15 protein-coding genes are annotated in these 19,174 nt (G+C 71.2%); 3 read left to right on the top strand and 12 right to left on the bottom strand.

The genetic code is table 11. The features are described 5' to 3' along the window. Positions 1-115: 115 nt before the first annotated feature. The 3 genes from OHA05_RS20750 to OHA05_RS20740 all read right to left on the bottom strand — a co-directional run bounded on the left by OHA05_RS20750 (position 116) and on the right by OHA05_RS20740 (position 3,729). The gene (locus OHA05_RS20750) at positions 116-1,696 is read right to left on the bottom strand and encodes a GMC family oxidoreductase (protein WP_328861408.1); all 1,581 of its coding nucleotides are present in this window, start codon (positions 1,694-1,696) and stop codon (positions 116-118) included. A 171-nt stretch (positions 1,697-1,867) separates the two neighbouring features. Further along, complete coding sequence (locus tag OHA05_RS20745; RefSeq protein ID WP_313948912.1) at positions 1,868-2,776, bottom strand: cyclase family protein; 909 nt, start codon at positions 2,774-2,776, stop codon at positions 1,868-1,870. Between the two features lie 29 nt (positions 2,777-2,805). After that, positions 2,806-3,729, bottom strand: coding sequence for an aldose 1-epimerase family protein (locus tag OHA05_RS20740; protein ID WP_313944824.1), 924 nt, complete (start codon positions 3,727-3,729; stop codon positions 2,806-2,808). A 239-nt stretch (positions 3,730-3,968) separates the two neighbouring features. Between OHA05_RS20740 and OHA05_RS20735 the strand changes: the two genes are divergently transcribed. Continuing rightward, positions 3,969-5,600, top strand: coding sequence for an alpha/beta hydrolase (locus OHA05_RS20735; protein ID WP_328861407.1), 1,632 nt, complete (start codon positions 3,969-3,971; stop codon positions 5,598-5,600). 30 nt (positions 5,601-5,630) lie between these two features. Next, complete coding sequence (locus OHA05_RS20730; RefSeq protein ID WP_443043731.1) at positions 5,631-6,863, top strand: AI-2E family transporter; 1,233 nt, start codon at positions 5,631-5,633, stop codon at positions 6,861-6,863. Positions 6,864-6,873: 10 nt separating this feature from the next. Here OHA05_RS20730 and msrA read toward each other — a convergent pair whose 3' ends face one another. From msrA to OHA05_RS20710, 4 genes are all read right to left on the bottom strand, one after another. After that, a complete protein-coding gene (msrA, locus tag OHA05_RS20725) occupies positions 6,874-7,386 on the bottom strand; it encodes a peptide-methionine (S)-S-oxide reductase MsrA (RefSeq protein WP_313944826.1) in 513 nt (170 codons plus the stop codon). 167 nt (positions 7,387-7,553) lie between these two features. Then, positions 7,554-8,018 carry a hypothetical protein gene (locus OHA05_RS20720; RefSeq protein ID WP_328861406.1) on the bottom strand — a complete coding sequence of 155 codons (465 nt, stop codon included), beginning with the start codon at positions 8,016-8,018 and terminating at the stop codon, positions 7,554-7,556. Between the two features lie 138 nt (positions 8,019-8,156). Then, entirely contained in the window at positions 8,157-8,753 is a 597-nt protein-coding gene (locus OHA05_RS20715; protein ID WP_328861405.1) for a GOLPH3/VPS74 family protein, read from the bottom strand. Between the two features lie 25 nt (positions 8,754-8,778). Further along, positions 8,779-9,243, bottom strand: coding sequence for a VOC family protein (locus OHA05_RS20710; protein ID WP_328861404.1), 465 nt, complete (start codon positions 9,241-9,243; stop codon positions 8,779-8,781). Positions 9,244-9,636: 393 nt separating this feature from the next. Here OHA05_RS20710 and OHA05_RS20705 point away from each other — a divergent pair, with 393 nt between their 5' ends. Next, positions 9,637-12,975, top strand: a complete 3,339-nt coding sequence (locus OHA05_RS20705) for a S8 family peptidase (RefSeq protein WP_328861403.1) — start codon at positions 9,637-9,639, stop codon at positions 12,973-12,975. A 158-nt stretch (positions 12,976-13,133) separates the two neighbouring features. On the opposite strand, the gene OHA05_RS20700 is transcribed toward OHA05_RS20705, so the two are convergent. The 5 genes from OHA05_RS20700 to OHA05_RS20680 form a co-directional block, all read right to left on the bottom strand. After that, entirely contained in the window at positions 13,134-13,973 is an 840-nt protein-coding gene (locus tag OHA05_RS20700; protein ID WP_328861402.1) for an alpha/beta fold hydrolase, read from the bottom strand. Positions 13,974-14,251: 278 nt separating this feature from the next. Continuing rightward, positions 14,252-15,202 carry an alpha/beta hydrolase gene (locus OHA05_RS20695; protein ID WP_313944832.1) on the bottom strand — a complete coding sequence of 317 codons (951 nt, stop codon included), beginning with the start codon at positions 15,200-15,202 and terminating at the stop codon, positions 14,252-14,254. A 146-nt stretch (positions 15,203-15,348) separates the two neighbouring features. Continuing rightward, positions 15,349-16,659, bottom strand: coding sequence for a cation:proton antiporter (locus tag OHA05_RS20690; protein ID WP_328861401.1), 1,311 nt, complete (start codon positions 16,657-16,659; stop codon positions 15,349-15,351). Between the two features lie 161 nt (positions 16,660-16,820). After that, positions 16,821-17,090 (bottom strand): hypothetical protein, encoded by a 270-nt coding sequence (locus tag OHA05_RS20685; protein ID WP_313944833.1) that lies wholly within the window; start codon positions 17,088-17,090, stop codon positions 16,821-16,823. A 129-nt stretch (positions 17,091-17,219) separates the two neighbouring features. Next, entirely contained in the window at positions 17,220-19,151 is a 1,932-nt protein-coding gene (locus OHA05_RS20680; RefSeq protein ID WP_313944834.1) for an ABC transporter permease, read from the bottom strand. Positions 19,152-19,174 lie beyond the last annotated feature (23 nt).

Raw genomic sequence — 19,174 nt, 5'->3', positions numbered from 1 at the left:
CCCGGCTGGGGCGGGGCCACGCAATCACCGGCGGCGGCGGGAGGCGTGTCCGGCGAGCGGGGGTTGCTCCGCCTGGCGGAGCATCTTCGCCCAGGCGGCCCAATGCCGCCGCCCGTCAGCCCAGCCGCTCCACGAGGTGGTCACCGACCCGCAGGGCATTGGCGATGGCCGTCAGCGACGGGTTCACCGCACCGATGCTCGGGAAGAAACTCGTGTCGACGACATAGAGGTTGTCGAGGTCGTGGGCCTTGCAGTTGAGGTCCAGGGCGGAGGCGGCCGGGTCGGTGCCGAAGCGCACGGTGCCCGCCTGGTGCGCGGTGGCGCCGATCGGCATGCCCTTGTGGAGATAGATGCTGTGGGACAGCAGCTTGTGTTCGTGCATGCCCAAGTGGCCCAGCATTCCCTGGAGTTTGTGCCGCAGCCGCTTCAGGCCCTCCATGTTGTTCGTCTCGTCGAGAGCCAGCCGGATACGGGCGTCGCCGTCCAGGGTGACCCGGTTGCCGGGCAGCGGGAGGTCCTCACCGCACAGCCAGAAGTCGACGGCGTGGTGCGCCAGGACCTCGAACGGCATGTCGGGAGCCACGGCACCCGCCCACTTCGGGGCCTCGCCGTGGATCTGCTCGGCGTCCGACTTGCCGAGCATCTGGATGCCGCCGAGCGGGAACTCCCAGTCGTCGGCGCCGAAGTACCAGTCGTGCAGGGCAAGGGTCTTCTGGAACTGGGTGTCGTTGGGTTCCTTCGAAACGGCCATCAGCGCCAGGTTGTTGTGCCGCATGTAGTAACGGCCGACCACGTCGGAGCTGTTGGCGAGGCCCGCGGGATGACGGTCGTCGGCCGAGGCCAGCAGCAGGGCGGCGGAGTTGACCGCGCCGCAGGAGACGACCACGACATCCGCCGTGAGGCGGACCTCCGACCCGTCGGCGAGCCGGCCGACGACCGACTTCACGCTGCGTCCGGTCGCGTCGGTCTCCAGCCGCACCACATGGGTGTTGGTGATCATCTCGACATTGGGGTGGCGCAGCGCCGGCTCCACACAGATCACCTCGGCGTCGGACTTGCCGCGCACCAGACACGGGAAACCGTCCACCCGGTTGCACCGGATGCAGACACTCGCGTGCGTGGCCCTGCCGTTGCCGTCCTGGCTGAGGTTGACACCGATGGGGAGGTGGAACGGATGCAGGCCCCGCTTCTGCAGGTCGTCACTCAACTGCTGGATGCGCGGCTCGTGTTCCACCGGCGGATGGGCGTACTGGGCGCTCGCCGCCCCTTCCGTCGGATCCTCCCCGTGCTGCCCGTGCACGAGGTAGAGGTGCTCGGCCTCGGTGTAGTACGGCTCCAGTTCCTCGTACCGGATCGGCCAGGCGGGCGAGAGGCCGCCGTGGTGCCGGATCTCGCCGAAGTCCTCGGGCCGCAGCCGGAACAGCGCGGCGCCGTAGAACTTGGTGTTCCCTCCGACGTAGTAGTTGACCTCGGGCGGGAATTCGTTGCCGTGCTGGTCCAGCCAGAACTCCGGGGCCCGGTACTTGCCCTTCACGAACACGGCGGTGGAGTCCCAGTTGTCCCGTTCACGCGGGAGGTAGTCGCCGCGCTCGACGAGGAGGACCCGCTTGCCGGAGGGGGCGAGCCGGTGGGCGAGGGTGCCGCCGCCGGCGCCGGTGCCGATGATGATGACGTCGTAGTGGGGGAAGTCGCCCACAGCGACCACCGTCCTTGCGCTCGGGGCCCTGCCCTGGCGCCGCCAGGACCTGTCACTCCGCGCTGCGGAGACCTGCTGCCCCACCCGTGAGACCTGTCGCCCCGCCCCTTCGAACGTATCCGCCCTCCGGGTGGACGGCGACCGGACGCCGGTCCGCCGGCCCCGCCCCGGTCACAGCACGGCGATCGGGTTCACGGGCGAGCCCGTGGCCCCCGGCACCCGCAGCGGCGCGACCGTGCACAGAAAGTCCCAGCGGCCCGCGTCCGCGCAGGCCGGGGCCAGCTCCTCGAACTGGAGGTAGTCCATCAGGTGCACGCCCATGGCGTGGATGGCCAGTACATGCACCGGGAAGGCGACGTCCGCCACCAGGCTGGGCGCGGTGTCGTTGTTGCCGTCCCCGCCGAGGACCGCGACCTGCCGCTCGGCCAGGAACGCCACGGCATCCGGGTGCAGTCCTGCCCGCTCCCGTGCCACGTCCCACGGGCCGAGTTCGTCGCGGCGCCGGCGGTGCCCCACGCGCACGAACAGCAGATCACCGGGAGAGACCCGGACCCCCTGCGCGGCCTCGGCCGCCGTCAGATCGTCCGGGGTCACCCAGTCACCGGGCTCCAGCCAGGGCACGCCGCGCAGCCGGGGGATGTCCAGCAGGACCCCACGGCCGACGATGCCCTCCGCGACCAGGTCCACGGAGAGCGCACGGGCCCCCTCGGCCGTCACGGTGCTCGCGGGGACCCGGTCGTACAGCTCGCCGTCGTACAGGACGTGGCAGAGGGCGTCGAGATGGCTGGTCGCGTCCCCGTGGACGTTCATGGCGATGCGGTCCAGGGCGAAGTGCAGCCCCTCGGCATGGGTCTCACCGGCAGCGGGCGCCAGCATCCGGTGTTCCGCCGGTTCGGGGTTGTCCGGGGCGGGGTGGGTGTCCACCGGGGCGGCCAGCGACACCGTACGGCCGATCCGCACCCGCGCTGCGGCCGCCACGACCCGTTCGGGAGTCAGATGGCGCAGCGCCCCGCGGGGATCCGCCGTCCGCGTCCCGTCCCGCAGCCGCGTGTACAGCGACCGGAACGCGTCGTCGCTCATCCGCTCCCCGGCCGCCGGCGAAGGTGAGGTCATCCGGTCCCCCAAGGGCTCAGGCCCCACCGCAGCACATGACCGTCCCCCGGCTCCAGGACGGTGAGATCGGTGCCGCTGCGGAAGGCGTCCGCCGGACAGGACATGGCCTCCACGGCGATGCCGCGGCGCCGGTGGGGCTCGTCGAGCGTGTCACCCGTGTAGATCTGCACGTACCGAGTGCCGTCGCCGAGCCAGAGGTCGACACCGTGCCGCCCGGTGGGGTGCGCGAGCCGTACGACGGCACGGCCCGACGCGTCGCGCTCCAGCCCGGCGAAGGCGGTGTCCAGCTGGGCGCCGCCGATCGGGCGGGCGGTGCGGAAGTCGTACTCCGTGCCGTCGACGTCTTCCCGGCCGACGGGCAGCCCGTTGTCGTCGGTGCGCAGCCGGTACCGGGCGGGGACCGTCAGCAGGGCGTCGTCCACCCGGTCGGTGCCGACCGTCAGATACGGATGCTGCCCCACGCCGTAGGGCGCGGGGACATGGCCCGTGTTGGTGGCGGAGACGGTGGTTTCGAGTCCCTCGGGCCCGAGCCGGTACTCGGCGACGACGTCCAGCCGGAAGGGGTATCCCGGTTGGGGAAAGACGGTCGTCCCGGCCGTCACCACATCCTCGCCGTGGACGAGCAGCCGCCACGGGCTCCAGCGGAGCAGGCCGTGGATCGCGTTGTGCTTCTCCGGTTCGGTGAGCGGCAGTTGGAGGTCGTCGCCGGCGAAGCGGTAGCGCCCGCCCCCCACCCGGTTGGGCCAGGGGACGAGGATCTGGCCCCGTCCGCCGCTGATCGGCTCGTCCGCGCCGAAGCCGTCCAGCACCGGTCTGCCGTCCACCTCGTAGTGGCGCAGCGCCGCACCCAGCTGGACCACCACGGCACGCCGGCCGTCCCGGCATATCTCCCACTGTTCGCCTGTCGGGCCGGACGACATGGGCGGCTCCTCAGCTCGTACGACGCGGCCGGTGTCCGCTCCCCGCGATCTCCGGTCGTTCCAATCTCCGCCCCCGCGTCCCGCCGCGCACGTCGGAGCCGGGAGCCGGGGCTCCCCCGGGCCGTACCGCGTTCGGGTGCGCAACGGGTGCTGCCCTGCCCCGGGCGATGGTGAGGTGAGTCCAGACCAGGGGACCACCGGCGACGGCGGCCCGGCACATGGACGGCGGAGGAGATCTGATGCCAGGCCCGATATCCGGCCGGCGAAGGCGCGCCGCGTGGTGCGTCGCGATGCTGCTGCCGTGTGTACTCCTGACCACCGGTGCCACCGCACCGCCGGCCGTTCGTGGTGGGGGCTCCGGGGCAGCGGCACCGACATGGCGGCCGTGCGAGGAAGAGGCACAGCGGGGATTCGAGTGCGCGACGCTGGACGTTCCGCTCGACTACGACCGTCCGGTCGGAGAGAGCATCGATCTCGCTCTGATCCGGCGCCGAGCCACCGGCCCTTCCGAGAGGCTCGGGTCGCTGTTCTTCAACCCCGGCGGCCCCGGCGGAGCCGGCACCCATGCCCTGCCCGCCTGGTACGAACGGTACTTCCCGGCCGAGCTGCGCGAACGTTTCGACATCGTCAGCTGGGATCCCCGCGGTGTGGGCCGCAGCACCGCGGTGCGCTGCTTCGGCAGCGCGGAGGAGGCGACCGCCTGGTGGGCGCGGCAGCCGGCGGGATTCCCGGTCGGGGAGAAAGAACGACAGGCCTGGTTCGCCGGGAGGGCCGAGCTGGCCAAGGGCTGCAAGCAGCGGGCCGCGAAGCTGCTGCCGTATGTCTCCACCCCTGACAGCGCCCGCGACCTGGACCGGCTGCGCCAGGCGGTGGGGGACGAACAGCTCAGCTACTGGGGCATCTCGTACGGCACGTTTCTCGGTGCCGTCTACGCGAACCTCTTCCCCGACAAGGTGGGCGGCCTGCTCCTGGACGGCAACGTCGACCCCCTCGGCTACGCGGACGGAGCCATGACCGCACCAGCGCGGCTGACCACCGCGTTGCGCATGGGCTCGGACCTGGGGTCGGCCGCGACACTGGATCAGTTCCTCGACCTGTGCGGTCAAGGCCCGGCATCACGCTGCGCGTTCTCCGCCCGCAGCCCGGGTGCCACCCGCACCAAACTGACCACTCTGATGGAACGGCTCCGACGCCGACCGGTCGGTGACTGGACCTACGCCAAGACCGTGGACACCGTGCGGTCCTCGCTCTACTTCGTCACGCCGGGGTGGACCGACGCGGCCGAGACACTGCAGACGCTGTGGCAGGGACGCGCTCCGAGCCTGCCGGCGGCCCCTGAGAGCACGGCCTACCCGGGCTTCGAGCAGGAGGCCGCCGTCGTCTGCTCCGAGAGCCCCAACCCTCGTGTCCTCAGCCGCTATGCCGAACTCGACGCGTTCAGCGCGGCACGCGCGGGCGACCTCGGCCGCCGCTGGGTGGGGGACTACGAGTGGTGCGGCCAGTGGCCGGCGACAGCGGCCCACCGCTACACGGGCCCGTGGAACCGCCCCACCGCGCACCCGATCCTGGTCGTCAATCCCACCTACGACCCGGCCACGTCCTATCGGGCCGCCGAGGTCATGGCCCGCGAACTGGCCGACGCCCGCCTGCTGACCCTCCAGGGGTACGGCCACACCGCCCTGGTCAATCCCAGCACCTGCGTGAACCGGTACGCCGTGCGCTACTTCATCACCGGCGCGCTGCCGCCCGCCGGCGCCACCTGCCGACAGGACACCCCGCCGTTCGGCCCGGCCGAGGCGACCAAGCCGACCATGCCGACCGGTGGCATCGCCGCGGGCGGGGGTGGACTCGCCGAGGCGCGCATCCACTGAACGCTGGACGACGGAGGGAGAGGTGCGGACGTGGGACGTGAGGAATGGTTGAAGCGCCTCCGCGCCAAGGGGCAGAGAGCGGCCCAACCAACGCCTCGGGAACGGGCTGTCGACGCTCCTGAGCCGGGCTCGCCGGGCTCCGCCGTGCCTGCCGCCCGTCACCGACCGCCACCGGCCACGGCAGTCCCGTGGGGCGTTCGCGTAGCCGCGGAAGCCGGGTGGCGCCTCCTCGTCATCGCGGCCACGCTCTGGGTGCTGGTGCAGGCCATCAGCGCCGTGCGCGTGCTCGTGCTCGCCTTCGTGGCATCGCTCCTCATCACCGCGCTGCTCCAGTCCACCGTGGCCCGTCTCCACCGGCACGGAGTGTCGCAAGGGCTGGCCACCGCCATCACGGCACTCCTCGGCTTCGCCCTGCTGGGGCTCGTCGGATGGTTCGTCGTCTGGCAGGTCATGACCAATCTGGCCGAGCTCTCGAGCCGCCTCCAGGACGGTATCGAGGACGCCAAACGCTGGCTGCTGAACAGCCCCTTCCACGTCACGGAAGCGCAGATCGACGACCTCACCCGGATGCTGAGGGACGGAATCGGCTCCAGCAGGGAACAACTGGCCGATGCCGGCCTCCAGGGTGTGACCGTCGTCCTGGAACTGCTCACCGGTTCCCTGCTGGCCCTGTTCTCCACGCTGTTCCTGCTCTACGACGGGCCGCGCATCTGGAGATGGAGCCTCAAGTTCGCCCCGGCTCCCGCCCGCCCCGCACTCGCCGGCGCCGGTCCCCGTGCGTGGGACACCCTCACCGCGTACGTCCACGGCACACTCATCGTCGCCTTCATCGACGCCGTCTGCATCGGCCTGGGCATCTACATCCTCGGTGTCCCCCTGGCCGTGCCCCTCGCCGTCGTCGTCTTCGCCGGCGCGTTCATCCCCCTGGTGGGCGCGGTCGTCTCGGGACTGCTGGCCGTCGTCGTCGCCTTCGTCGCCAACGGCGTGTTCACCGCGCTGCTGGTCCTGATCATCGTGCTCGGCGTGCAGCAGCTCGAGGGACACATCCTCCAGCCGTTCATCCTCGGCCGCGCGGTCCGCGTGCATCCGCTGGCGGTCATCTTCTCGGTGACCGCAGGAGGGCTGGTGGCCGGCATCGGGGGCGCTGTCGTCGCCGTACCCCTGGTCGCGGTGGCCAACACCGTGGCCGGCTACCTGCTGAACCGGCCGGCCGAGCCGCAGCCCGGAACGGCCGGCCCGGGGCATCGGGCTGACGGACCCTGAGGGCCGTACCTCAGATCTCCGCGCGCTTCGGCAGCTGCCAGTTCGGCCGCGGGAAGTGGCAGGTGTAGCCCTCGGGGTACTTCTGGAGATAGTCCTGGTGCTCCGGTTCGGCCTCCCAGAACGCACCGGCCGGCGCGACCTCGGTGACCACCTTTCCGGGCCACAGGCCGGAAGCCTCGACATCGGCGATGGTGTCTTCGGCGACACGCTTCTGCTCGTCGTCGACGTAGAAGATGGCGGAGCGGTAGTCCGCGCCTATGTCGCCGCCCTGCCGGTTCTTCGTGGTCGGATCGTGAATCTGGAAGAAGTACTCGAGGATCGTGCGGTAGTCGGTCACCGCGGGGTCGAAGACGATCTCGATCGCCTCGGCGTGGTTCCCGTGGTTGCGGTACGTGGCATCGGGGGTGTCGCCACCGCTGTATCCCACGCGTGTGGTCACGACACCGGGGAGCGTCCGGATCAGATCCTGCATGCCCCAGAAGCATCCGCCCGCCAGCAGCGCCTTCTGTTGGTCGTTGGTCATGGCCTGTCTCCTCCGCTTCGATCGAACCGCAGGTCACGCCTCTGGGATGGGGGCGAGCCGCTCCTCCAGCATGCATCAGCGGGAACCCGTATCAAAAGGAGTCTTCTTCCCTGATCAGCATGAGGAGATGGCGGATCCTCGGGCCCAGGCCGATCGGGCGGCGATGCTCACGGCCTCCGGTCCCACGCGGCCACCAGGCCGTAGGTGACGAGGCCGTAGACGAGGTGCGGCACCACGTCGGAGGTCCAGTCGGCGGCCGACCAGGTAAGGGGGTCGCTGATCCCGAAGGCGGCGAGGGGCACGTCGGACGCGGCCATCGCCAGGACACCGGTGAGCGCGCCGCCCAGCCAGACGGGCAGCCGGGCCCCGGACCGGTGGGCCAGCGCAACGGCGGCGCCCGTGCCGGCTCCCACGGCGATCCCGGCGATCGCCGCGAGACCGGAGAGCCGGTTGCCCTTGTCGTCGGAGTCCGGGAGCGGAATCCCCACCCGGGTGGTGACGGTGTCCACGAGGGTTTCCGGGACACTGCTGGCGGGCCTGCCCCGCAGCGCCATGTCGGCATAGCCCATGGCATTCAACGCGGTGGTCCCCGCGGCCCCCGCCGCGCAGCCGCGCACAATGGTTCGGATCATGCTCCACGCAGTCCCCGCCGCTGCCTCGGGCAAACGGCCGCAGGCACCGGACCACTCGGATCACGGACGATGTACGGCCGTCCGGACGGGCCGTCCGGCCTCCGCCCGCCGACGGCTCTCAGAGCGGAGCACGGTCCCTCAGAAGCCACGCCAGACGTTGTCGAAGGCGGCCTGCTCGATGCCCCGCTTCTGCCGCTCGCCCTCCAGCTCCAGCAGTGCGTCGTTGACAGCGCCGAGCACCATCGCCACGGCGTAGTCATCGATCTCCGACGGTTCCGCGCCCCCGTGCTGGATCCCGAGACTTTCCGCCAGGCTGCGGAGGACCGGCTCGCCGGATTCCCAGCGCTCCATCGCCCCCCGGCGCAACGGCGAATCGACCAGGACCCTCTGCCCGCCGCGGAAGGGCCGGCTGCCCTGCCGCACGACCAGCCCGTCGGCCTCGAAGGCGGCCATGTACGCCTCGGCCAGAGAGTCACCTCTGCGCCACAGCCAGTCGCCGACCAACTCGTAGGGCTCGTCCATCATGAGGACAGCGGCGGCCTCCACCAGGAGCGGATCCGCCGGCAGCGGGAGATGCCCCGGCACGATTCGACCGGCGTCCAAGCGGATGGTCGGTGTCTTCAGCAGCTCGATCAACTCGGCTCCGGCGAGCGCGAGCGACAGGTCACCTGGTCCGACGTCGCGGGTGCCCTCGACGTCCATGGCGACGATCAGCAGATCCCGCGGGGTGGTCATGAAGCCTCACGTCCGAAGCGGCGGATCATCCGAGGCGGCCGGGAAGGCGGGTCGTGATCTCTTGCAGCATCCAGCTGTTGCCGTCGGGATCACTGAAGAACGCCCTCGTGACGTAGCTGCCGCCATCGGGGTCACGGCCCGGGACCGGGCCGCCCGGGGTGACATGGAAGATCTCGCCCACGTCGATACCGTCGGCGACCAGCGCCTCCCGTGCCGCTTCGATGTCCGGGACGACCAGGAAACCGCCGGCCGAACCGGGCGCTGCCGTCGTCAGGCCCTCGCCGAACACCACCGAGCACCCGGAGCCGGGAGGGGTGAACTGCTCCACTCCGGGCGGCGTGTTGTCGTCCCGCCTCCACCCGAGGCGGAGATAGAACTCCGTGGCGCGCGCGAGATCCGACACCGGGACAAGGACCACCTCGAGCATCATGTCGATGCCCTGGGCACGCGAGACCCTGCCGGCTTCGCTGGACACATCCGCCGTACTCATCGCAGCCTCCTTGCGTCGTGTCAGGCCGTACCTGCTGTCACGCGCCCGTATCAGCCCGCCCTGCTTCGGCCGGAGACACTGTTGCGCTCGGGGAGATGAAAGGGGAGCGCGTCCACCACGACGTGGCTCGTACATGGGTTTCGTCCGTGGGTGCTGCGGCCGGGTTCCCGCAGGTCAGGAAGGCTCGGCCGACGTGCCGCGTAGCGCGGCTTCACCCGATCAGACTAATGCCGCCGTCGGCGCGCGTCATGTCGGTCGTCCCGCTCCAACCGCGTTCCGGTGCGCCCCTCCTTCCCCTCTTCCGATGTGCGAGCGGCGCAGGCAACCGAACCCCTCCCCCGTGCGTAGTACCGGAGAACGCGTTGGCATGCACACGAGGGTGGGGGAACACGAGTGGGATCCACAGCACGTGCGAGAACGGCGGCACTGGCCGCCGTGGTGGCCGGGGCGCTGGTCACGGGGGCCGTTTCGGCGGGCGGGCAGACGGCGCAGGCCGCCGGCTCCGCCGCGCAGGAGGGGACGAAAGCCCGGGCGAAGGCGAAGCCACCGGCCACGGTCACGCTGATCAGCGGCGACCGCGTGGACGTCGGGCCGGACGGAAAGGTGGTTCGGCTCGTGCGCGGCAAGGGCCGTGAGGGGATCGGCTTCTCGGTGCGGCGCGCGGACGGGCACACGTACGTCGTCCCGCAGGACGCCCTGCGCCTGGTCGCCGACGGCGTGCTCGACCGGCGGCTGTTCGACGTCGCGCGGTTGGCCGGGGACGGGTACGACGACGCGCACCGGACCACGCTGCCGCTGATCGTCGGCTACCGGCAGGACGGCGACGGAGCAAGGGCCGGCTCCGGTGACCCGTTCGCGGGCGTGGCCGTCCGGGAACGGCGTGCACTGCCCGCGGTCGGCGGCGAGGCCTTCGAGACGCCCAAGTCCGGTGCGCCGACGTTGTGGGCGGCCGTCACCGGTCGCTCCGCGGCCCGTACGTCGGGCGGTTCGGCCGCGCGGCCCGTCGCCCATGTGTGGCTGGACGCGAAGGTCCGGGGCTCCCTGGCCGAGAGCGTGCCGCACATCGGTGCGCCCGCCATGTGGAAGTCGGGCTGGACCGGCAAGGGCGTCAAGGTGGCGGTCCTGGACAGCGGCGTGGACCAGACCCACCCGGATCTCCAGGGCGTCGAGGTGGCACAGAAGAACTTCACCGAGTCCCCCGTCAACGACGACCGCTACGGGCACGGCACGCATGTGGCCTCCACCATCGCCGGAAGCGGGGCGAAGTCCGGCGGCCGCAACAAGGGCGTGGCTCCCGACGCGAAGCTGCTGGACGGCAAGGTCCTGGGCGATGACGGCTTCGGCGACATCTCCGGCATCGTCGCCGGCATGCAGTGGGCCGTCGACCAGGGCGCGCAGGTCGTCAACATGAGCCTGGGCTCCCCCGACACCCCGGGGGTCGACCCGATGGAGGCGGCCATCGCCCGGCTCTCCGGCAAGGCCCTGTTCGTGGTGGCCGCGGGCAACTCGGGCGAAGGGCGCCGCACGATCTGGTCGCCCGGCAGCGCGCCCACGGCGCTCACCGTCGGCGCCGTGGACAAGCAGGACCAGCTTGCCGACTTCTCCAGCCGCGGTCCGAACCTCGACGGCACGCCCAAGCCGGACATCACCGGCCCCGGCGTGGACATCACCGCGGCCCTGACCACGCAGAGCGAGGAGCCCTCGGGCGAGGACTACATCTCGCAGTCCGGCACGTCGATGGCCTCCCCGCACGTCGCGGGCGCCGCCGCCCTGGTGCTCCAGCAGCACCCGGGCTGGACCGGACCACGGCTGAAGTCGCTCCTGACCGGCTCCGCCAAGCCCAACCCGGTGCTGAACGCCTACCAGCAGGGCGCCGGCCGGGTGGACCTGGAGCGCGCCGCCACCGCCGCCGTCGTCTCCGAGCCCGGCTCCCTGGACTTCGGTCTGCACGCCTGGCCGCACGCCGACGACAAGCCGGTTTCCAAGACCGTCACCTACCGCAACCACGGCGCCCAGGCGGTCACTCTGCGGCTGAGCGTCTCCGGGGTCGACCCGTCGGGCGGCCCCGCGCCGGCCGGCATGTTCACCGTCAAGGACGCCCAGCTCACCGTTCCGGCCGGCGGCACCGCGGCGACCACCGTCACCGTCGACACCCGCAAGGGCACCGCCGACGGCGTCTTCGGCGGGACCGTGCTGGCATCGGGAGACGGCCAGCAGGTACGCACCGGTCTGGTGGCCGAGCGGGAGGTGGAGTCGTACGACGTCACCGTGCGGCACATCGATGCCGACGGCGCGAACCCGGCCACGTACATGACGACGATCAACCTGGTCGACGGACGCGGCGAGTTCGTGGAACTGCCGTACAGCGCGAACGGCACGGTGGTCCAGCGGCTGCCCAAGGGCAGGTACCAGCTGGCGAGCCTGGTCTTCGCCAAGGACAACGAACTGGGCTTCTTCGTCCAGCCGGTGCTGAACGTGACCGGCAAGGTCGCGGTCACTCTCGACTCCCGCAAGGCGAAGCCGTTCGCCGTGAAGGCCATGGACCCTGCCGCGAAGCTCGTCACCTCCATCGTCGGTTACTACGACCAGGCCGTCGGCGTGGGCAACTCCTGGTCCACCAACGGGGTACCGCCGATCCGCACCGCCGCCCTCGGCCCGGAATCCCCGACGATGCGGGCCCAGTTCAACGGCGTGTGGAAGACGCCCGGCAAGAACGTCGACCACCGGCTCGCCTTCAACCGCAAGGGGAGCTTCTTCACCGGCCTGACCCGCAACCTCACCCGGGCCGATGTCGCCGAGGTGAAGCTCGGCTTCGGCGCCTCCGTCACCGGGGCCAAGGGCCAGGTCCACATCACGCCGCTGGACGAACTCGGGACGAGCATCGGCATCGCGGAACCGCAGGAGCAGAAGCTGCCGCAGGCCACCACGCACTACCTGAGCGCGGCCGGCGTGCGCTGGGCCTGGACGGCCACCCAGCTCAACGCCCGCAGCGAGCCGCGCATGATCTACTCGAAGCCGGCGGTGGCCTACAAGCCGGGCTCCAGCCACACGCTGAACTTCAACACCGGTGTGGTCGGCCCCGATCTCGCGGCGGGAACTCCGGGGGAGCAGGGCGCCGAGCGGACCGGCGACTACATCGGCGCCAGGATCCCACTGTTCAACGACGGCCACGGCAACCTGGGTTCATCGACCGTCACCAGTGGCTCCGCGAAGCTGGAATCCGGCGGACGGGTCCTCGCCGAGGGCCCGGCCACGGACTGGCTGGGCGCCGACGTTCCCGCCGCCTCCGCCCCGTACCGCCTGACGGTCGAGGCGAGCCGCTCCACCGAGGACACGTCCACCAGCACGAAGGTGGCAGGGGTGTGGACGTTCACCTCGGCCCGGCCGGCGGCGGACAGCACGGCCAGGCTGCCGCTGTCGACGGTGCGGTTCACGCCGATGCTGAGTCTCAGCGGCACGGCTCGGGCGGGCAGCGCGCTGGCGGTGCCGCTGAAGCTGAGCGGCGCGGCCGCCGCGGCCGGGCAGGTCGCCGCGCTGACCGTGAAGGTCTCCTTCGACGGCGGCCTGACCTGGAAGGCGCTCACCGTGACAACCGACGCGAAGGGGGCACGCTCGGTGATCGTGAAGCACCCCGCGGCCGCCAAGGCCGTGTCCTTCCAGGTGGACCTGAAGGACAAGGGCGGCAACACCGTGCGCGAGACGATCACGAACGCCTACCGCCTCGCTCCGTGAGGTGAACCGGCGACCGTGACCGATGCCCGGCGCCGGTGAACCCTCCTGCCGTGGAGGGAGGCCGGTGCCGGGCGTGCGGGCGCCGTGGGCCGGCAACTGTGCACGACGGCGGGGCGGCGCCTTCGCCGCCCCGCCGTGCTGGGGTGCCAGGGTGCCGGTCAGCGGACCGTCCGCGCCGCCTTCTCGATGACGTCGGTGACGGCCTGCGGGTGGGAGACGCTCACGGCGTGGGAGGACTTGATCTCCTTGATGTGGGCGTCGGCGCGCTCGGCCATGAAGACCTGGGCCTCCCTAGGGATGATCCGGTCGTTGGTGCCCACGAGAGCCCAGGAGGGGATGTCCTTCCAGGCAGGCTCACCGGACGGCTCGTTGAGAGCCGTGCCGGTCCCGGGGCGCTGGGTGACCGCCATCAGACCGGCCTTCTCCGCGGGGACGTCCGCACCGAACGCCTGGGGGAACGCGGACTGGTCGATGGAGAGATCGACGTCCTTGGAGCCGTCGGCGTTGGTGATCGGGACGGGTCGCAGAACCTTGGCGATGACACTGCCCTCGAACTTGCTCGCCAGCGCATTGGCGCTCTCGCCCTTGTCGGGGAGGAAGGCGTCGGCGTACACCAGTGCCTTGACCTTGTCGGAGCCGTGGGCGGCGTTGGTGATGACCGCACCACCGTAGGAGTGCCCGACGAGAACCACGGGCCCCTTGATGGTGGCCAGCAGACTCTTGACGGAGGCGGCGTCGCCGCTGAGGCTGCGCAGCGGGTTGGCCGCGGCCACCACTGGGTAGCCGTCCTTCTTCAGCTCGCTGATGACGCCGTTCCAGCTGGAGGAGTCGGCGAACGCGCCATGGACGAGCACGACGGTCGGCTTGCCCTGGGAAGCGGTGCTCTCGCCGGCGCTCGCCGGACCGACCGACGCGGCCAGGAGCGCGGAGGCGACGGTCGCGGTGGCCAGGAGGGTGAGGGGGGTACGGGCATGCCGAAGGCGCGAGTGACGGTACATGAGGGGGCCCTTTCGAGGCGCAGGGGTTCAGCCATGTCCGGACAGGTGGGCATGGCCGCAGTACGGCAGGTGCTGCCGCAGGTCATGGGGGCCGGGCCGCGAGCGGCAAGCGGGATCGTGTCCAAGGCTTGCCGGGAGCGGGCTACGGCCGGGGATCGGCCCGGTGAACCGATCGGACTCGACGGTCCGTGCGCGGGTGGCCCCTGCGCACGGATGCCGAGGTGGTGCACGCATTCAGTGCTGCTGGTCCTTCAAGAGCAACTGAGAGCGCGACAACCTCAGTTGCCGTGCAGGGCGGCGCGCAGGGTGTGGACGGCGCGCTCCATCGCAGCAGTGGTGGCCTGCGTGGGACGCAGAGGGTTGACCATCATGAAGTCGTGCAGGGTGCCGTTGATGCGAACGCTCGTGGTGGGCACGCCGGCCTGGGTCAGCTTGCGGGCGTACGCTTCGCCCTCGTCCCGCAGCACGTCGTTCTCGTCGACGATGACGAGCGCCGGCGGCAGGCCCTCCAGCTCTTCCAGGCTCGCCCGCAGCGGCGAGGCGGTGATCTCCGCCCGCTGGGCGGGGTCGGTGGTGTAGCAGTCCCAGAACCAGGCCATGGCCTTCGCGGTGAGGAAGGGGCCGTCGGCGAACTCCCGGTAGCTTTCGGTGTCCTGGGCCGCGTCGGTGACGGGGTAGTACAGCGACTGGTGCACGAAGGTCACGTCACCGCGCTGCTTGGCCATGAGGGTCAGCGCCGCGGCCATGTTGCCGCCGACGGAATCGCCGGCCACCGCAAGCCGGGAAGCGTCCAGGCCTTCCTCGGCGCCCCGCGCGGTGATCCACTGGGCGGCCGCGTACGCCTGCTCGATGGCGACCGGGTAGGTGGCCTCCGGGGAGCGGTCGTACTCGACGAACACGACGGCGGCGTTCGCCCCGACGGCGAGCTCGCGCACCAGACGGTCATGGGTGCCGGCGTTGCCGAGGACCCAGCCGCCGCCGTGGACGTAGAGGACGGCCGGCAGCGGGCGCCGGGAGCCGACGGGCTTGACGATGCGTACCCGCACATCACCCACGCCGGCGGGAACAGTGATCCACTTCTCCTCCACGTCCGGCTTCTCCACCGGCGCCGCCTGCAGGTCGTCCAGGACCTTGCGGGCACCTTCCGGTCCGAGTTCGTAGAGGAACGGCGGCTTGGCCGTCGCGTCCGCGAACTCCTGAGCTGCGGGTTCCAGAACGGGCTTGGTCATCGTCGCACTCCTTGCGTCGGCGGGCTCCTGCCTGCTTTCACCCCTATGACAAGAAGCATGTGAAATGTGTGACACGTACCGAGGTGAACCTTTTCGGTTCGGCGGAGAACTCGGACCGCGGTGGCGACGTGCGGAGCCCGCCCGGCTCAGCGCAGACGCCGCGGGTCGATGTGCTGCTTCACCATGGATTCGGCGGCGCCCTGGGCTTCGCGCACATCGGGGGAAGCGGTCCTCGCGGCGTCGTACCAGTTCCCGTAACGGTCGGCGAAGTACGGGGCCGACATCCCGTGCAGCAGAACGCTGAGCCCGATGGTGACCGCGACCACCCGGCCCAGCAGTTCGACTCCGGGCACGTGGTCCTCGACGAGGAGGAGCCCGAAGACCACGGAGGCCAGGCCGCGCGGCCCGAACCAGCCGATGTAGCCGACGGTGGGCAGCCGCATACCGGTACCGGCCAGCGCGAGAGCCACCGGAACCATCCTGACCACCGTCAGGCTGAGCACGGCGTAGGTGATGATCTGCCAGTTCAGATGCTCCAGCGCCGGGCCGAGAAGGACCGCACCGAAGACCAGGAAGCTCAGGTTCCCCAGCAGTCCGCTCACGTACTCGGTCAGATCGGCGGGCCGCTCCTTCGCGGGATCCCCTCCAGCCGGCTCGCCCCTGCGCAGTGCCACGCCGAACGCGAAGCCACCCGTCCAGGTGGCGATGAAGCCGCTTCCGTCCAGGGCCGTCGCCACGCTGTACGCGCAGAACGCCACTGCCAGGACGACCACCTGCTGCCATTCACCCGTCGCCCAGCCGCGGGCCCGCGCGTGGGTCAGCTGTCGCCCGCCGAGCCCGCCGAGGGCCAGGCCCACCAGGGTGCTCACCACCAGTGCCCGCCAGAACACCCCGGCCGCGCCCTCCTCGGAGGCGACCGTGCCGGGGACGGCGGCGAGGAACAGGAGGAAGAACGGCAGCACCAGGCCGTCGTTCAGACCGCTCTCGACGTTGAGGCCGTGGCGCACCAGCGGTGGGACACGGGGGCTGGAGGCGGCCGCCTTGCCGAGCGCCGCATCGGTGGGGGCGAGGATCGCGCCGAGCAGCGCGAACTCCCAGACGGTCAGGCCCGGAAACAGGGGCCACGCCAGCAGCCACCCCGCCGCGATGCTCAACGGCAGGCCGATGGCCAGCAGACGCAGGGGCAGGAAGCCTTCCGAGCGCAGGTGCCGTCGCCGTACGGTCATCGCGTCGGTGAACAGCACGAGAGCCAGGGCGGCCTCGGTCAACGTCAGCACGGGTCCCGCGTCGTGACCCAGGTCGAGAACGTCCATCCCGACCGGCCCGATGAGCACCCCGAAGCCCGTGAACACCATCGGAGCCGACACCGGCGTCGAGGCGAGACGGCGTGAGAAGAGCGCATAGCCGACGGTGACGGCCGCAACCGCGGCTCCGGTCCATGCGCCGCCACCGCTCATGCCGTCCACGCTTCCTGTCGCAACCCGCGACAGTGTGGCGCGAGGCCGGATCCCGGGTACGGCACCGACACGCGTAAGCGACGGATCGGTCACAGGAGAGGGCGGACCCGCCGAGCAGCGGGACAACCCACCGCCCTCCGGCCAGTCCCTGGATCCCGGTGTCAGCGCTCGGGTGGCCGGCGGTCGGCAAGGAACGCGACCAGAACTCCCACGAGAACCGCCCACGCCAGCGCGCCGTAGCCGGAACTGCGCCAACCGAGGAGACCGAGCATGACTGCCGCCACGGCGCCCGTGGTGACAGCTTGGGTGTTGGTGACGAAGGCCCACTGGATGCGCGCGCTTCCGGGTTTCCGCAGTTCGGCGACTGCCGTCCTGATCACCAGCACCGCGAAGACGATGCCGACGGTCAGCAAGGAGACCGAGTCGTTCATCGTGCCCCCTGGACAGTGTGTCGAGAACCGCCGCGAGCCTGGGCCGGCTCCTCGCTAGCAGTCGGATTCCACAGTCTCATGACGGGAGAGGGAAAGGTCGTCGCCCGCCCCGCGCGCGACGGGATCTGCTCAGAGGGCCACCACGGTCGCTTCGGTCGCCTTGACGCTCGTCCACACGGGCGTTCCGTCGGCGAGGCCGAGTTCGGCGACGGCCTGCGGGGTGATCTCGGCGACGAGATCGGGAGCCTGCTCCGACGTGACGAGGACGCGCAGCCGGCTTCCGCTGGTGGTGATCTCCCGTACGGTGCCGGGCCACACGTTGCGGGGGCTGCCGGTGGGCTTGTCGCGGTGTACGGAGACCGCTTCCGGGGCGATGATCGCGAGGGCGTCGGTGCCGGCCGGCAGCGGGTCCGCGACGATGAGCGTGCCGCCGTCGGCGAGTTGGATGCCTTCCGCGGTGGCGGTTCCGGGCCATGCGTTGCGGCCGAGCATGCGGGCCACCCAGGGCGAGCGGGGGTGCCGGGTGACATCGGTGGGCGGGGCGTCCTGCAGAGCACGTCCGTCGTCGAGGACGAGGACCCGGTCGGCGAGCGCGACGGCTTCGACGGGGTCGTGGGTGACGATCAGGCACACGCCTCCGAAGCCGTCGAGATGACGGCGGAGGGTGTGCCGGACCTGGGAGCGGGTGGTCTGGTCGAGGGCGGCGAGCGGTTCGTCGAGCAGGAGGAGTCTGGGGCGTGCGGCCAGCGCCCGCGCGAGGGCGACTCGTTGGGCCTGACCGCCGGAGACCTGAGCCGGTCTGCGATGGGCGAGATGCCCGACACCGAGCCGGTCGAGCCACTCCTGCGCTCTGCGACGGGCTTCGGCGCGCGGGACACCGTGGGCGCGGAGTCCGTACGCGGTGTTGGCCAGCGCGCTCATGTGCGGGAAAAGGGCGCCGTCCTGCGGTACCCAGGCCACGCCACGGCGGTGCGGGGGAAGCGCGGTGACGTCGGTGTCGCCGAGACGGAGGTCGGCGTGGGCTCGTGGGGTGAGCCCGAGCAGAGCGCGCAGGAGGGTCGTCTTGCCGGCACCGTTGGGTCCGACGACGGCGATGGTGGTGCCGGGCTCGGCGTCCAGCGTGAGCCGGTTGAAGCCCGTGACCTGCGCGTGCAGGGCCCACCGTTCGTCCGGAGCCGGCGTCTCCCCGGGCGCTTCCTTCACCGGCAACGGGTCGTCGGTGACGTCCGCGGGACGAGCGTCTCGGGCGCTGTCCCTGGGCGTGCCGGTCCAGCGGCCTCGGAGGGCGACGAGCACGGCCATGGCGATGGCGAGCAGCAGAAGCGAGACGGACGTCGCTGCCTCCGGATCGTCCTGGAGCAGCAGATAGACCTGGAGCGGGAGCGTCTGGGTGGTACCGGGCAGATTGCCGGCGAAGGTGATGGTGGCGCCGAACTCTCCGAGCGCCCGTGCCCAGGTGAGGGCGGCCCCGGCGAGGAGTCCGGGCGCGACCATGGGCATGGTGACGGTGAAGAAGACGCGGATCGGAGAGGCGCCCAGCGAGGCGGCGGTCTCCTCGTACCGCGGCCTCAGCCCGCCCAGCGCGCCTTCCAGGCTGATCACGAGGAACGGCATCGCCACGAAGGTGGCGGCGAGCACCGCGCCCGAGGTGTGGAAGGGCAGCGTGATCCCGAAGGTGTCCTCCAGCCACGGCCCGAGCAATCCGCGCCGCCCGAAGGCGAGAAGCAGGGCAACGCCTCCCACGGTCGGCGGCAGCACCATGGGCAGCAGCACCAGCGAGCGCACCAGCGCCTTGCCCCGGAGGGGCACGCGGGCGAGCAGCCACGCCAGGGGCACTCCGAGCAGCAAGGACAGCCCGAGTGCGCAGAAGGACACGAGCAACGAAAGCCGCAGCGCCTGAGTCGTTCCCGGGCTCGTCAGATGACTGCCGAGTTCCGACCACTGTGTCCGTACGAGGATCCCGACGAGGGGAAGCAGCAGGAACACAACGGCGAGCAGCGCGGGAAGTACGAGCGCGAAGGGTGTGCGGGTGCCGGGCAGGCGCCGTGGGTGACTGTTCATCGAGGGCCCCAGGGGTGGGGGGT

It is taken from the genome of Streptomyces sp. NBC_00306 (assembly GCF_036169555.1).
In the GTDB taxonomy this organism is placed as follows: Bacteria; Actinomycetota; Actinomycetes; order Streptomycetales; family Streptomycetaceae; genus Streptomyces; species Streptomyces achmelvichensis.
The sequence above is the reverse complement of the archived record's forward strand: the minus strand, read 5'-3'. Positions and strand labels throughout refer to the sequence as shown.

Coding starts and splice junctions, on each gene's coding strand:
- OHA05_RS20745 (WP_313948912.1), bottom strand. CDS start 2,776: ATGAGCGACGACGCGTTCCGGTCGCTGTACACGCGGCTGCGGGACGGG.
- OHA05_RS20740 (WP_313944824.1), bottom strand. CDS start 3,729: ATGTCGTCCGGCCCGACAGGCGAACAGTGGGAGATATGCCGGGACGGC.
- OHA05_RS20735 (WP_328861407.1), top strand. CDS start 3,969: ATGCCAGGCCCGATATCCGGCCGGCGAAGGCGCGCCGCGTGGTGCGTC.
- msrA (WP_313944826.1), bottom strand. CDS start 7,386: ATGACCAACGACCAACAGAAGGCGCTGCTGGCGGGCGGATGCTTCTGG.
- OHA05_RS20720 (WP_328861406.1), bottom strand. CDS start 8,018: ATGATCCGAACCATTGTGCGCGGCTGCGCGGCGGGGGCCGCGGGGACC.
- OHA05_RS20715 (WP_328861405.1), bottom strand. CDS start 8,753: ATGACCACCCCGCGGGATCTGCTGATCGTCGCCATGGACGTCGAGGGC.
- OHA05_RS20710 (WP_328861404.1), bottom strand. CDS start 9,243: ATGAGTACGGCGGATGTGTCCAGCGAAGCCGGCAGGGTCTCGCGTGCC.
- OHA05_RS20700 (WP_328861402.1), bottom strand. CDS start 13,973: ATGTACCGTCACTCGCGCCTTCGGCATGCCCGTACCCCCCTCACCCTC.
- OHA05_RS20695 (WP_313944832.1), bottom strand. CDS start 15,202: ATGACCAAGCCCGTTCTGGAACCCGCAGCTCAGGAGTTCGCGGACGCG.
- OHA05_RS20690 (WP_328861401.1), bottom strand. CDS start 16,659: ATGAGCGGTGGCGGCGCATGGACCGGAGCCGCGGTTGCGGCCGTCACC.
- OHA05_RS20685 (WP_313944833.1), bottom strand. CDS start 17,090: ATGAACGACTCGGTCTCCTTGCTGACCGTCGGCATCGTCTTCGCGGTG.
- OHA05_RS20680 (WP_313944834.1), bottom strand. CDS start 19,151: ATGAACAGTCACCCACGGCGCCTGCCCGGCACCCGCACACCCTTCGCG.